Genomic DNA, 15507 nt, shown 5'->3' with positions numbered 1-15507 from the left:
TTTTTAGTTTGAGATAAAATCTAAGTTTGCTAACTTCATATTTCTAGTATGTAGAGTAAATTTCAGAACTTGAGATAGCGAAACTAAACAATAGCACGAGCAAAATAAGTAATACATACATCGCTGTACCGATGATTCCACAAACAAGTCCAGCAATGGCCAATCCTCTGCCTTGCTCCATGCGAACTCTGATCTCTTTGAAGGCTAAAGATGCAAATATAATCGCGACGATTCCGATTAAAATTCCCACGTAAGGAATCGTGACGGACAGAATCCCCAAAACTAGTGATACAATCGACTTGCTATTGGTCTTTGGTACTACATAAGGCGGTGGTGGCAATGTGTCGTTATAATAACGATCTACATCATTTTCGTGATGTTCCAAGGTAAATCCTCCCTGTTCTTTAAGTATGTTCATTATAATCGATTATTAGGAAAAATAATATCCATATTGTGTTAATTATGAATTACCATTAGATTTATTTTATTCCCATCATCCCTGGACATATACCTACATCCATAAGCTTATAAATTGTACTTCAAGGATATGAGTTTAAGAACCGTTTATCCGTGTGATGATACAAATCAAGAATACCTCTAACATATAGATATTATTATGGTAGTACTTTTCTAGATTACATTGGGGGATTAACTCAGATGAAAATCGATAAAGTAATGAACATACTTATGATTGTGATGCTTCTACCTATTGCTCTTTATCGAAATAATGTAGCTGTATTATGTTTTAGTATTGTTTTGTTTGGAATCATGAGTTACACCACTTATCGAATTCGAACACGTTGGAATGTAGTAACTTATATCGTGTTGACCCTGGTATTGATTATCTGGAACATATACCTTTGGACATAAGCTATTATTTTAAAAAGCAAAAAGAACGCAATCCCTTATTACTCATAGGATTGCGTCCTTTTGACATTTCTTAGATTTGGAATGCCTTCTATCCTTCCACTTCCACCCGCTGTAAAAACGTCCGGGTACGTGCGAGCTTCGGATTGCCGAAGATCTGTTCTGGTGGACCTGCTTCTGCGATTTCCCCGTTATCCATGAAGAATACGCGATCCGCAACATCACGGGCGAAGCCCATCTCATGCGTGACAATCATCATGGTCATATTTTCCTGTGCAAGTTGTTTGATGACACGCAGCACTTCCCCGGTCAGCTCCGGATCAAGTGCCGATGTCGGCTCATCGAACAGCAGAATGTCCGGCTGCATCATGAGTGCACGAGCGATGGCTACACGCTGTTTCTGTCCACCGGATAGATTGGCCGGATAGGCATCGGCCTTGTCCGATAGCCCTACTTTTCCAAGTAATTCAAGACTGCGATGCCTGATGACGCTTGAACTTTCTTTTTTCAAAGTCTTCGGTGCGAGTTCCAGATTAGCCTGTACGGTCAGATGCGGGAACAAGTTAAAATGCTGAAACACCATGCCCATGCGATCCGTCATCTTGCGAATATCTGCGGCACCCGCGTAACGGCCATTATCGACCAACGTCTGATCCTGAATGCGAATCGTTCCGCCCGAAATATCCTCCAGATGAATCAGGCTGCGCAGCATCGTACTTTTCCCTGAACCCGAAGGCCCGATCACGGCAATCACTTCGCCTGGTTCCACGTTGAAAGATACCTGCTTCAGCACATCAAGTGTGCCGAATGATTTTCTCAACTGATTTACTTCTATTATATGTGTCATATGCAGACAGTCCTTTGATTAATCAGATTTAATTTATTCAAATGAAAACCGCTTCTCCAGTGCCTTGAACAGCACGGTGAGTACGAGTGTCATGAGCAGATACATAACCGCCGCCACGAAGAAAGGTAACAGCTGTATGTCGCGATTTACCGCCGCTTGGGCGTAATACAACAGCTCAGGTACAGCCACGGCATAGAGCAGTGCCGTATCCTTGATGAGCGTAATGGACTCATTGGCCGTTGCGGGCAATACTACACGAATCATCTGAGGAATAATGACTTTAGTCATCGTTTGCCACTTTGTTAACCCCAGTACCTTCGCTGCCTCATGTTGCCCCTTATCAATGGAAAGCAGTCCGCCCCTGAAGATTTCAGCGAAGTACGCCGCATAGTTCAGGATGAACGCAATCCCCGCTGCAACAAAACGATCAAACACCAGATACTCTCCAATCACCGGAAGCAACGGTAAACCGAAGCAGAAGAATAGAATTTGGAGCAGTAGCGGTGTTCCTCTCATCACATATACATAGGTATGGGCAATCCACGCCAGTGGTTTAATTTGGCTTCTCATCGCAAGCGTGACCGCAAATCCAAGCGGTACAGATAACACGATCGCTAGCAAGAACATGAAAACGGTGGTCTGCGCACCCTCTAGCATCGGTTTTAAAATGGTCGATAGATAATCCCAACTCATTGTTTTGTCTCCTCTAATCTGTTAACCCCGCATTCCTCTGGGGCATGAATCGCTCCAGCATGGAATACGGGGTCCGTTTTGTTTCTAACTATATATCAGGTGTATAACCTGCCTATTTCAGAACCTTATCTTCACCCAACCATTGGGTGGAGATTTTAGCTGCTGTTCCATCTGCACTCAGCTCATCCAGTGCTTTTTGCAGCTGATTCAGAAGCTCTTCGTTGCCTTTTTTGATACCAATGCCATATTGTTCCGGTGCAAGAGATTCATCCAGCAGTTTGAATGTTCCCTCTTCTTTGGACATGTAGTATCTCGCTACCACTTCATCAATGATGACCGCATCCAGACGTTTCGTTTTCAAGTCCGTCAGTGCAAGCACGTTATCCTTGAATTCGGAAGCTTTCACTTTATCCTTCAGGGGACTTGCTGCCAGTGCATCTGCCGCTGAGGACAGCGCCTGCAATCCAACATTTTTGCCATCGAGTTCATCCAGCTTTGTAATTGGTGAGTCTGCCAAGGTAATGGCTACCTGACTATTTTCTAAATACGGCTTCGTGAAGAGCACTTTCTCTTTGCGCTCATCCGTAATGGTGTACCCGTTCCAGATCATGTCGATCCGGCCACTGTTCAGCTCTGATTCTTTGGAAGACCAGTCGATTGGCTGGAATGTGATTTCTTTACCCATTTTCTCCGCTGCAGCTCTTGCGTAATCAATATCAAAACCAACAATTTCATTCTGCTCGTCCCGGAAACCCATTGGAGCAAACTTATCATCAATTCCTACAACAATCGTGTTATCGTCTTTGCTTGCGGAACTGGAACAACCAGCCACAATCAATACACATATACTAATGAATAATAGTAGAATCGCTTTTTTTCTCATCTCTCGAACCCCTCCATGTCTATAACCAAAACCCAAACGCTTTAGTTCGTTACCACGTTATCAGAGATTTATAATAACATAGCATGGGAGAAGAGTCGAGTCTCTTGCCTATTTCCTTCTATTTCATGCAGCTTAATTGTCAACAATCTGTGAAAAAACCTCTTTCACTTGTGCCGGTTCCACCAGCTTCTCGCGTACAGTCGAATTCCATAGCTCCGGGTTCTGAAGCTCCTTTAATTCCGTACCTGTCCATTGTTGGGCAGATTCACGATGTAAGGTATGGCTGGTATTCTCAAACTGGTAGACGATCTGCTCCAGATTATCGATCATAACAAAGTTCGCAACCGCATTATATACAAGTATCCGCTCAAGTGCCTCTGCATCCATCCCACGCGTATCCAAGCTATAATTCACTTGGACCGTGAACGTCTCCGGGTACAGTTGGTAACCATTCAATCTTTCACGTAAAGGTAAAGCCCGATTCAGATGACTAAGGTTTGAATTATCACCCATGTAGGGACTGCGATATTTGGCTAAAGTGGCAAAATCATGTGTCAGCGGATTCTGCTGCTCTTCCTCGTACCGAGCCTGTTTCGCCTCGATCTTCGGATTAACGAAACCTTCAACAATCACTAAGCCACTGATGCCCAACACAACAAGTGTTATAATCCATATGTTTCTAATTCTCATAACGCATCACTCACTTCATACTTACTAACGATCCGATACGCCCGATGCACAACCAAAGGAATAATAACACTCAGTAATGGGATGGCAAAGGCAATGACGATCACAGCAAACTGATAGGGTCCATCCACCTGAATGGGTCGATTAAACCAGATGTTGCTTCCGAATCGCAATGCTGCCTGCGTTCCCCATAGTACGAGTATTAATACCGCCCACAACCACCATATTCTGCGATTCCACTGCACTAAGGCAGGGATTCGAATAACCGTGGTTTTCACGGAAGTTGCAGAATCGTTCGTCTTGTTGATCAACAGATACAATACATACATGCCACCAACAATGAGACTCACGATCATAAGCAGATTGTTTATGGCGGAGCCTTGCATCAGCACTCTCATTGGAATGGTAATGATCCAGGCTATGAGGCTATAAATCAGAGCAGACTGCAACAACGCTGTCCAGTAAGGAACACGTTGTACCCTTCGATGGTCACTCATCACTTCATCCATACCAGCGATATGCTGAATGGCGGTCTGGAACGCCTTCTCTTCACTCATACCCTGCGAGATATAATCGTCAATCCGCGCAGCGAGATTGCTGTGAATCTCTTCTTTTAATTCTCGATTGTCTAATGTATCTTGTGCGTGAGCGAACAAACGATTCACATGGCGAGTGATGCGAGCTTCCAATCTCATAGGTCTTCATCTCCTTTTTCTCCAGTGACAATCATGCAATCAATCAGTGCCTTGGCTGCTTGCCAAGCATGAACCTGCTCTCTATAGGCTTCGAGGCCTTGCGTTGTAATTCGGTAATATTTGCGTCGTCCTCCCTGCGTCTCTTCCCCCCAGTAGGACTCCACATATCCACTCTTCTCCAGCCTCTTCAAACTGGAATAAAGCGTAGGTTCCTTCAATTCAAACTGCTCTCCGCTCTTGCGATAGATCTCCTTAATAATGCTGTAGCCATAGTTATCTGCGGGTATAAGTACACTCAGAATGATGGGGTCAATATTGCCCCGAATCAGATCACTGTTAATCACTTGCACATCCATCTACGAGTTTCACCGACTTTCTTCCGTCCTGTGTATACTATAAGACATATTACTATGTCTGTAAAGGTAATATGTATCACATGGTAAATATGCATCGCAAGAGTAACACTAGCAACATTCCTCTCTTGCAAATAAAATTCTTCAATACGATAAGAACATTGACCCCATTGTTATTTCTTTCAACTTTGCTTATATTATCCGGCTGTAATCCTACTCCAAGTCATGGTACAAACAAAACTGCCTCACCCTCAACTCTTTGCGAGAAGGTTCATTCCAGTTAGCGCAGGAAAAAGGACTCATTATTATGGAGTCTTTGCCCGCTGGACTTCCCCTCAAAATTCCCAGGTTTCCTTGGGTGATACCTCTTTTGCCTTTGTTATCCGTGGTGTCGAAAAAAAATAGAAACAAACAGGGCCCCTCCATTTCGGAGAGGCCCTTACGCATTTTTATCTATTGCTGCACTTTCTCGCGATCTTTCCCTTTATCGGATTCCCCCGCGTTTTTGTTCGCGGCATCGCGATCCTGCTGCATCTCTTCCACTGTTTTCACCTTAAGACGTGCTGCACCTTCATATTCCTTTGTTGGAATCAAGTCACCTGCAGCAAGTCTTGCTTCTGCAGCTGCAATCGCATCTCCGTACTGCGGCAACCACTCGGCCTGTGCAACGAGCATCTCGTCGACCATCTGCCAAATTTCTTTTGGATTACACACGGCACCCACCAGCGGGTCCATCATAAACGCCTGACGAAGTAATTTGTCGTCTCCGTTCACCGCTGCTTCAACCGCAAGACGTTGCACGGAAATGCTCACATTACATACCGCAGCCGGACCAAGTGGCAGATCGCCTACATGAGGCATGGAGATACCGTTACGATCCACATATCCCGGTGCCTCAATAATCGCATCATCCGGCAGGTTCGAGATTACTCCATTATTAATGGTATTGAAATGTCCGCGATAGACACGTCCCGTCTCCAGTCCTTCAATAATGTACGATCCGTGCTCCTCGCCCCGTTTTTCCGGAATGAATTGCATCGGTTCATCCTTCATCCAGTTAGGAAAATCAGTCTCAAACCAGTTGCGCCCCTCGGTACATACCCGCAGATAGCCACCCGTCTCTCCGTTGATCCAATTGCCCAGGTCGATCCATTCGTTAATCTCTTCCGGACGTTTGCGGTACCACGGCACATATTCACTCAGGTGACCATTCGATTCCGTACTGTAATACCCGAAGCGCCGCAGCATATCGATCCGCACTTTCTCGGTGCGGCTGTACTCCGGATGTTTTTCGAAAGCTTCAAGCAAATCGCCTGTAAGGTCCTTGCCTTCATGAGAAGCCTGGATATACCAGGTCTGATGGTTGATGCCGGCACAGACAATATCCACTTCACTCTTTTTCAAGCCAAAAGCTTCCGCAATCTGATGATGACCATGCTGTACGCCATGACACAGTCCAATCGTCCGCACACCGCCATATTTGTTGCAAGCCCATGTGAGCATCGCCATCGGATTGGAATAGTTCAAGAGCAGCACGTCGGGTGCACTCTGTTCACGAATATCTTTACAGATGTCCAGCATCTCGGCGATTCCGCGTTGTCCATACATAATGCCGCCTGCACACAGCGTATCGCCTACACATTGATCTACCCCATATTTCAGTGGAATATCCACATCGGTTGCAAATGCTTCCAGTCCCCCAACACGAATCGTACACAGTACATACTTCGCATCTTTTAAAGCTTCTTTCCGATCCGTTGTCGGCTGAATCTGAATATTCAATCCATTCTCACGGATATCCCGCTGACACAGCTCAGTCACCATGTCCAGATTGTGCTGGCTAATGTCGCAGAACGCAATCTCGATGTTGTTAAACTCTGGTACCGTCAGCAAATCCCTTAGCAATCCCCGTGTAAATCCGATACTTCCTGCCCCGATAAACGCCACTTTAAACGACATGTCTATGTCCTCCCCTAAATCCGAATCTTTCGCTTCGGTTAATGACCCTCTTCATGAAATCATTGTACCAACCGTAAATAGGGAAGCGTTATCAAAATCATGACCTGTTCAAGATCTTGTTGTCAAAAATCCTAACTTTTACGCGCCAGTCCCACTAATCGATATGTCTTCGAAAATAACTGCAATCGGCTCATTCATCCGACGGGTACTGACTAACATGTCGTTCCATAGAGGAGCGAAATTCGACCGGAGTCATGCCCGTCGTCTTCTTGAATAACATATGAAAATACTGACGACTGCCTACTCCAACATAGTCGGAGATTTCCGAAATAGGAATATTCGTCTGCTGAAGCAGCATCTTGGCCTTCTCCATGCGAAGCATCGTCAGGTAGTCGGTCGGTGTGCGCTGCGTGTGCTGACGAAAAATACGATGTAAATAGCCTGGATGCAGATTAACTGCTGCCGCAATATCCTTCATCTGAATGTTGCGATCCATATTGTGATGCATGAATTCAATGGTTCGTTTGACGTACAGTTCCGCCTGATCTGGCGCACTCCGGCTCATTTCTCCACGCAGACGTGCAACACGGACCAGCAACTGGATGAACAATGTACGCACCAGCATGCCCTGTTCTGGAGACGTTAGATTTCGGGCCTCGCGGTGATGCAACCTTTCTTCTGGCGGAATGATCTTCATCGGCACGTTCGATCTTCCTTGCTCCAGCAGACCACGCTGATCGAGTTCCAGCACCAGACTTTTCATAATATGGTACACCTCTTCCGGATCAGGCAATACCAGATATGGCGAAGCATTAGTAAGTAGAGTGTGAACTTCTTCCTCCTCCAGCGCTAGCTGACGGATGGATAACTGTCCGGGAGGTGAGCCTGAGAATCCAAACTCCACATTGAGCATCCGGCAAGGGACACCATCTTCCACCAGCAAACGGTGCGGGACACCGGCATCGAGCATAATGAACTGTCCTTTTTTCAAAACAGCCTGCTCCGAGCCCCCATCCGGCATCTGCACATCCACCCGGCACATTCCCGAAATAATATACATAATCTCTGTGGAATCATGATGGTGATAGGACATACGATAGTTGTCCCATTGCTTGTAGTAGTACGCGTAAAATCGCGGCCCGCAATCCTCTGTTCGCAAACCCTCCTGATACAGGCTTCCTGTCCAAGGCTTTGTGATGCTCATGTCGATACCTCCATTCCTTCAACGATCGATCCTCACTTTTCTCCATTGTAGCAATTCTATAGGTTGAATATAAACTGTCTTGCTTAAAAGCCTCATTGCAATATTTAATTAGATGAATATATAATTAGTTTATTATCTAATCATTTATGTGAACTGTCTATAACTAAGGAGGTTTCCAATCATGAGTACCACCTTTCATTTGGTGAGACATGGTCTCAAAGAACGAAGAATCGGTGATGTCTCCCTCACTTCCGAAGGGGTTTTACAAGCCGAAGCCACAGCACTTCATTTTGCCAGAGCTACCTTTCCCGTTACTAAAATCCTTACCAGCCCACTTCGACGAGCCCAAGAAACCGCCAACATGATTGCCCGCCACACCCATTCCCATACAACCGAAGATCCTCGCCTGCGCGAACGTGCCAATTGGGGCGATTGCCCGGATCAGTCATTCGAAGAATTCATTGCGATGTGGGATCGATGTACGTCTGACCCAGATTACATTCCACCCGTGGGTGACTCGGCCAAACAGGCTGGTGAACGGCTGACCTCCCTCCTAACCGAATTAGCTAATGAAGAGCCAGAGAACAGTAACATTATTGTGGTTGCACATGGTGGACTCATTACTGATTTTCTGGTGCAAACCTTTACCGAGGGCGAGCTTAACGTCTGGCATTCCGATTTTATAGCTATGCAGAACCAACTTATTCCCGAGTGCTCCATCACCACCTTGATCCATGATCAAGGTAACTACACTATTAAAGCGTTCGCTTATACCGTGCATCTATATAAGTTGAAATAAAGATTATTTACACTGACACTACGATGACAGAACAACCTTCCAATCGCTGTTATCCCCAGATTTATTGATTCTTTTACTAAAGGGAAAATCCGGGGATAAAGGCGAACGCTTCGCTTTTTCAGGTTTTTTCTGTCCTCTCCGTTATCGTGTAAATGATTAGTTCAACTTATTTAGACTTAACATATGAAAAAGAATGATGTAACACGGATGGATTGAATCACGCCAACCTCTACCCGCAGATCCTAATGTAAAAAAAGCTCTGAAACCTCCATGTGACGAGACACATGGGAATTCCAGAGCTTCCAAGCTTCGATGCCAACGCTTAAAACTAACGACGCTACGTTACGTTACAGCCTGATCATGAACACATGTTATGTTGCTATTGTTAGCTATTATTACTCCGGCCTGCTTACTTTCCTCCCTTACCTGGCGTGTAGAACTTAGGCAGCGTTACTTTGGACCAGTCCATATCCGATGCCATGTAGAAGGACGGATAGGAAGGCTGGTTGTATCCACTGTTCTGTCCGGCAATGCCCACACGATACATCGCATCATGCATCAGCGTGTACAGCTTACGGTCCGTTTTCTCGGTACTCAGATAGATACGAATCGCGGAACTGTCCGTGGTTCTCACCAGCATCTCTTCCCGCCAATCCCCGAAGATATCAGCTACAAGAGAAGGTGTACCTTTGGTGTGATTGTTAGTCAATGTGCCTGTTGCCGTCAGCAACGTGCCACGATTCCAGTCTTTGATGGTTGGTGTAACATCAATCGCACCATCAACGATCTGTGTCGTCATATCACCAGCCCAGCGGATATTCATATTTGTGCCCGGCGCCTGATCACTGATTTTCTCACCCTTAGCTGTCCACAAACCTACAGCCCATGTCTCCAGCCCACGGCGAGTCGGATCAACATCACCCACCATGCCGCGACCGGTATCTTTCCCCGTGTACCCACCATAGATTACTTCTCCGGTCTTCGCATCACGCAGGGAGTAGCCGTATGGCGCCCACGGACCACCCTCGTGAACCATGAAAATTTCAAGTCCCGGACGATCCGGGTCGATATCTGCCACATGAAGTGCGTCCCCATGACCCAGACGGGCAATGGTTCCCGGTGCAGCACTTTCGGCAGGCATCAGGTCTGTTGAGCTGTATAGCACGCTGCCGTCATGATCAATCGTGGCGGAGCCATAGATAATCTCCTGTTTGCCGTCACCATCCACATCCGCCATACTGAAATAGTGCGCTCCCTGAGTTGTAATGGAGCCGTACTGCGGATCTGTACCATCTACGCCGTGCGGTCCGTCATTGAATGGGTTCTTCATCGGCGTCCAACCGCTGTCCACTTTCCATTCCTTTTTCAGTTTCTTGCCGTCCCAATTGTAGGCAACCATCGTTGAACGTGTATAGTATCCGCGTGCAAAGATTGCAGACGGCTTCTTGCCGTCCAGATAAGCCACTCCGGCTAGGAAACGGTCCACTCGATTGCCCGGTTCGATCCGTGCCATCGCATAATCGCCCCACATCAGGCCATCATCATGACGCTCGGGTTCATATGGAATGGTCTCCAGCTCTTTGCCTGATTTGCCTTCAAATACCGTAACATACTCAGGACCATCCACAATAAAACCTTCGAACTTGCGCAGCTCATTGCGGTTACTGCGTTCTACTGCGTACACATCAATGAAATAGTCGGCCAGGCTCTCGGCATCTTGCTGAGATAATGGGTAGTTATATTTTTTCTCAATTCCAAAAGCTTCTTCCAATGTCGCAGGCCAGTTCCCCTTCACAACCTCATCGTGTTTATGCCAGTTTCTGAACATATCCACCACGTGATCGTAGTAACCATCCGCACTTAAACGATAATCATCTTCGTTCGAGTACCCTGCCTTGCGATCCTGCTTCGGAAGCGTGATGTACTTCTCGGAGGTTACTTTTCCTTTTTTGTTATATTTGATAATCTTCGTACCCGGAGCGGTCTTGAACATCATCTCGGCCTTGCCATCCCCGTCAAAATCGTAAACGAGCATCTGTGTATAATGAGCACCTGCACGGATATTGACCCCAAGATCGATCCGGTACAACAACTGACCGTCCAGGGTGTAAGCATCAATGTAGGTTTTACCGGTGTACCCTTTTTGCGATACGTCCTTGGCGTTGGAAGGGTCCCATTTGACGAAAAACTCATACTGACCATCCCCGTCCACATCACCCACACTCATGTCATTGGCGGAATACGTATAAGCTTCTCCCGCAGGCGTCACACCATCGGCGGGTTTTTGCAGTGGAATGTCCACATACCCGTTCGCCCAAGGTTTGACGGATGCACTGCGTTTGCTCTCCTTCCCCTTCTTGTTCACCGCTGCCACTTCATAACGGGAAGAAGATTTGCCCGCGGCATCTACATAGTTGGTGCTGTCGGTGACGGTAGCGATCTTTTTGCCATCACGATAGACGTTAAAGTCCGTACCTGTCAGCCCTTTGTCGCTATACCCTGTGGCCTCGTCACCAAGCAATCTCCAACTGAGAAAAACACCTTCAGATGTCGATGCAGCCACCAGTCCCCGATCCAGATATTCCAGTTGAATCTCTTTCACGTGACTGCCCCCCTTATGTGATTGCAGGCTGGCCTCCGTCGCCCCACTACCGTTCGAAGCTTCTGCTCCGGTAATCCCCGCTGTTCCCCCAACAAACAAAGCTACGCTGAGTGCCGAAGAGAGCACCTTGGCTGCAAGTGGCATACGTGCCTTCCTGCGGCCTGATTGCCGACCTGACACCGATCCCTTATGTACCGGCACTGTTGTTCCTGAGTTCATCCACCTTCACGCTCCTTGAGACAGAATAGGTGACGCATATACACATCGATGATGATTAGACGTTCGATCATTCGTACAGACCTTCTTCGACGGACCAGACTCGCCATAATGATTACGCTTACAAAATTAAAAAAGAGAAATCAGCTTGCCCGACTACCAGAGTGCGATCCCCCTTCCATTCTCTTTCCAATCCGAGCGGGGTGATCCCGCCCATCGGGTTCTATTATAGACATCCTGCCTGCCAGACCCTAGGCAAATATCCGTCCAAAACGATCAATAATCAGTGTTTTTAGAGTCATTTGGAAAATCAACCCGATGACGCTTCAGTCGGAAAGGTGATTTAAGCTCACCGCCAAGTTTTTTCTAACGAATCTCACACACCCTATTGGGGCGTTAAACTCCAACAACGAATCCTAACGAATCTCAGCAACCTTATTTGGACCAAATCGGGTCTAAACGGGGCAAAATCCACCCAAATTAACTGAATAGCGTGTCTACGATTCGTTAGAATTTTCAAATGCATCAATTCAACTAAATAACGTGCCCTCTGTTCGTTAGAAAAGAAATAGGGCTGCCCCCTCCCCCTGATCATTTTCATGACCAGAGGACAGCCCAGCTTAATACATCCGCTCTCACATCCTAATTACGGATCTCCAAACGATTCTAAATACATTTTCATGTGAGAACTTCAATCTAGAATGACTCTTGAATGCATAGCAAAAAACCGCAATCCTCTAACACACTGAGGATCGCGGTTAAGACAGTTACAAATAAAGTTTAAGGCTCAATACCCCATACCAGGTTTCCACCTTGGTGGAGTGTTACCTTGTTCCAATCCTGGTAGGATGTTTTCGTTGGATCGAAGGAATAGTCATTAGTCTCGTCAAAGTTGGACCAGTCTGTTTTGTACATGCGAAGCTGGATGTCTCCAGTCTGTCCACCAGCCTGAATGCTGCCAGCGGCAGATGTGAAGCTCAGCTCAACATACGAGTCTGTGAAGGTCCGCTGGATATTGGCTCCGCCAACTTGAGCGTAATCGATGGCCGAATCCATCGCAGCCGAGCCTTCTTTGGAGAAGTAATAACGGATCTTCAGATCACTCAGATTCACAGCAGTACTGCCCAAGTTTTTGATGTTGAAATACGGTTTGATCTGGCTATCTTGAGCATTGGTATCTCCAGCACGATATTGCACGACAAGATCACTCGTTGGTACAACGACACTTTGAGGTGTCGCGGAAGCTACAGCGGAATTGGCACTTTGCCCTGCTGCATTCACTGCACTTACCACATAATGATACGTTGTGCCGTTCGTCAGGGCAGTGTTGGTGTAGGACGTACCACTCACATTCGCCGCGATCGTTGTGAACGGACCTGTTGCACTCAGTGCGCGTTTCACATCATAACTTGTTGCACCTGTAGAAGCTGTCCACGTCAGGCTCACCTGCGCATTGCCTGCAGTTGCTGTGAGAGCAGTCGGTGCAGCTGGCGCCGTTACACCTGCAACAGGTGTAGCTGTTGCTGTTGCAGAGTTAACACTTTCACCTACTGCATTTGTTGCCGTTACCACATAATAATAGGTTGTACCATTGATCAGGCCGGTGTTGCTGTAAGATGTTCCACTTACATTAGCTGCAACTGTTGTGAATGGACCTGATGCACTCAGTGCCCGCTTCACACTATAACTTGTAGCCCCTGTAGAAGCAGTCCACGTCAAGGAGACTTGAGCGTTACCGGCAGAAGCTGTCAATGCTGCTGGTGCTGCCGGAGCTGTTGTTCCGCCCGGAGGGTTGCCTCCACCGTTACTTGCAGGCAGTACAGGGAATGCGTTTTTCACCAGTGCCACAAATTGATCATGGAACCAGTGACCCGATACCGGAGCATTAGGCAACGCACCTGTTAATACACCATCCCGAGTTGTGAAGGTTGGATCACACATCCGGTCAAAACCTTTGCCTTCGTTATTCGGAATTTCGGAGCTGGAGCCATCGGATTCACCCGGAGGTTTCACCCATACATAAGCATCCAGATGCGCTGGTCCTGGTGCAGCCTTAGGTGCTTCACCAATACCTGCGCCACTGGCATTACACCAGTTCCCCCGATGCTCCCGGCGATCTACACGTCCAGAGTTCACATAATCGTTGATGTTGCTGCCCGTAGCAGATGCTGGACGGTCTACCCCGCCCCACCCATTCCGGCTAGTATCAATCAGGAAACCTGTGCTGCTTGGCCAGCCAGCTTGTACGAAATCGGCATACAGCGCAGCAGTGAAATCGGTTTCGTCAAAATAAGGATTCCACTCATAAAACTTGGCAGATTTAATCGGTTGTCCACCGATATTGAGATCAGGGTTAGACAGGTTCGGCTCCCCCAGCGGTGTAGTGTTCGCTGTATTTGTAATGAAACCATCTGCACTGCTCAGACCTGCGGCTGTCCCTTGCACAACACTTGTATACAGCGCGACTGCTGCAGAACGGTTGTTATCCCATCCAAGCCAGCCGGAGTGGCCGATATCCAGATAGTTGTACACATTTGGAATGGCGTGCAGCTTGTCCAATGCATACTTCACACCCGCCTCATAGATACCTGTTGAGCTGGCTTGACCACAAGCTGGTGTACTCAGGTTGGTCACAAGGTTAGGCAGACTGTCCGGTTCAATGACAGCAATAATACGAATATCCTGATACTTCGGATCTGCGAAGATATCTGCGAGCACATCAATATAATCCGTTTTATATGTCTGCAGTGCTGCCTGTGTTAGTGGAAGTTCACCATTCGATGCGAGTGCATGACAATCACGTCCAGGCAAGTTATAGATAACAAATGAAGCCGTTATAGGCGTACCCGGTTTCTTTTGAGCGAGAACGGCATCAAGATGTTGCTCTACACTTTTGCGACCAGCGTTGTCCGTACCGCCATAGATTGCAGCAATCCGGTCAACCCATACTGCGGTTGGATACGATTTGACCGTCTCCATCTTGGCCTTCAACGACGCATCGTTGGTCAGTGCAATGGACGTATCCACGAGAGCTGAATAGTCCTCGTTCAGATAAGCGGTTGCCCCTACAAATGGATTATCCACATGTGCTTCAGCCGCCTGAGTCAAGCCTGGAGACAGTCCAGGGAAAATCCCCGCAGCGAGCAGCGTTGCTGCAAGCATTTGTTTTACACCTTTGCGCAGGATCTTCTTACCTCTCGATTTGGTTTTCAATTTAGTCTTCATAGTTCCACCTTTCCTTTAGTTAGATTGGGTTGTACTCATGTCTGATCCTCTGTGTCATTATGATGCTTAGCACGAAGAGAACGTTCGGATGAGTTGGTTGTATCACCTCCAAAAGAAATGGTTGTATCACTGGAATCTTGAGCAAACAAATGGTGTGTGAGGGCAAATCATGTGAATGAGTATAATATGGTGGGTGTGGTTGAACGTGTGTTAAACATGAAGAAGTGTGAAAAACGACTTATGGGATGTCTGAATCCTAAATTGGGTAAGCGCTTTCTTCAAATAGTTAAAAAAAAGGCCTTCTCCTATTCATCTACAAACATGATGTTCGGTGTCACCTCCTTATGTTCTGATTATACGACATGTAAATTTTACTGTAAATTGAATTATATAAATTTAATTATATTTTTTTCCATAATTCAGGCAGGAATCTGGACATCCCTTGCTCCAAAAGACACACGAGGTCCATCCTGGCAA

Annotated in this window: 12 protein-coding genes; 1 reads left to right on the top strand and 11 read right to left on the bottom strand. The window is 46.8% G+C overall.

The window, feature by feature from the left end:
* Window positions 1–43 precede the first annotated feature (43 nt).
* The 9 genes from MHH92_RS05375 to MHH92_RS05335 all read right to left on the bottom strand — a co-directional run bounded on the left by MHH92_RS05375 (window position 44) and on the right by MHH92_RS05335 (window position 8188).
* Window positions 44–385 carry a DUF4190 domain-containing protein gene (locus MHH92_RS05375; protein WP_237176756.1) on the bottom strand — a complete coding sequence of 114 codons (342 nt, stop codon included), beginning with the start codon at window positions 383–385 and terminating at the stop codon, window positions 44–46.
* Window positions 386–958: 573 nt separating this feature from the next.
* On the bottom strand, window positions 959–1714 hold the full coding sequence (locus MHH92_RS05370; protein ID WP_340902457.1) for an amino acid ABC transporter ATP-binding protein: 756 nt from the start codon (window positions 1712–1714) through the stop codon (window positions 959–961).
* A gap of 33 nt (window positions 1715–1747) precedes the next feature.
* Window positions 1748–2407, bottom strand: a complete 660-nt coding sequence (locus MHH92_RS05365; protein ID WP_340902455.1) for an amino acid ABC transporter permease — start codon at window positions 2405–2407, stop codon at window positions 1748–1750.
* Window positions 2408–2519: 112 nt separating this feature from the next.
* Window positions 2520–3290, bottom strand: a complete 771-nt coding sequence (locus MHH92_RS05360; RefSeq protein ID WP_145320967.1) for an amino acid ABC transporter substrate-binding protein — start codon at window positions 3288–3290, stop codon at window positions 2520–2522.
* Between the two features lie 132 nt (window positions 3291–3422).
* A complete protein-coding gene (locus MHH92_RS05355; RefSeq protein WP_340902454.1) occupies window positions 3423–3980 on the bottom strand; it encodes a DUF4825 domain-containing protein in 558 nt (185 codons plus the stop codon).
* Entirely contained in the window at window positions 3977–4672 is a 696-nt protein-coding gene (locus tag MHH92_RS05350) for a permease prefix domain 1-containing protein (RefSeq protein WP_340019406.1), read from the bottom strand. The genes MHH92_RS05355 and MHH92_RS05350 overlap by 4 nt, the downstream gene beginning before the upstream one ends.
* On the bottom strand, window positions 4669–5028 hold the full coding sequence (locus MHH92_RS05345) for a PadR family transcriptional regulator (protein ID WP_047841826.1): 360 nt from the start codon (window positions 5026–5028) through the stop codon (window positions 4669–4671). The genes MHH92_RS05350 and MHH92_RS05345 overlap by 4 nt, the downstream gene beginning before the upstream one ends.
* Before the next feature lie 450 nt (window positions 5029–5478).
* Window positions 5479–6984, bottom strand: a complete 1506-nt coding sequence (locus MHH92_RS05340; protein ID WP_340902453.1) for an alpha-glucosidase/alpha-galactosidase — start codon at window positions 6982–6984, stop codon at window positions 5479–5481.
* Between the two features lie 190 nt (window positions 6985–7174).
* Window positions 7175–8188 (bottom strand): AraC family transcriptional regulator, encoded by a 1014-nt coding sequence (locus MHH92_RS05335; RefSeq protein WP_047841824.1) that lies wholly within the window; start codon window positions 8186–8188, stop codon window positions 7175–7177.
* A gap of 181 nt (window positions 8189–8369) precedes the next feature.
* On the opposite strand from MHH92_RS05335, the gene MHH92_RS05330 reads away from it, so the two are divergent.
* Window positions 8370–8987, top strand: a complete 618-nt coding sequence (locus MHH92_RS05330) for a histidine phosphatase family protein (protein ID WP_340902452.1) — start codon at window positions 8370–8372, stop codon at window positions 8985–8987.
* 409 nt (window positions 8988–9396) lie between these two features.
* Here the strand turns inward: MHH92_RS05330 and MHH92_RS05325 are convergent, their stop codons facing one another.
* Complete coding sequence (locus MHH92_RS05325; RefSeq protein WP_340907629.1) at window positions 9397–11733, bottom strand: rhamnogalacturonan lyase; 2337 nt, start codon at window positions 11731–11733, stop codon at window positions 9397–9399.
* 852 nt (window positions 11734–12585) lie between these two features.
* Entirely contained in the window at window positions 12586–15030 is a 2445-nt protein-coding gene (locus tag MHH92_RS05320) for a glycoside hydrolase family 6 protein (RefSeq protein WP_200869431.1), read from the bottom strand.
* Between the last annotated feature and the right edge of the window lie 477 nt (window positions 15031–15507).

It is taken from the genome of Paenibacillus sp. FSL M7-1414 (assembly GCF_038003195.1).
GTDB classification, from domain to species: domain Bacteria; phylum Bacillota; class Bacilli; order Paenibacillales; family Paenibacillaceae; genus Paenibacillus; species Paenibacillus amylolyticus.
The sequence above is the reverse complement of the archived record's forward strand: the minus strand, read 5'-3'. Positions and strand labels throughout refer to the sequence as shown.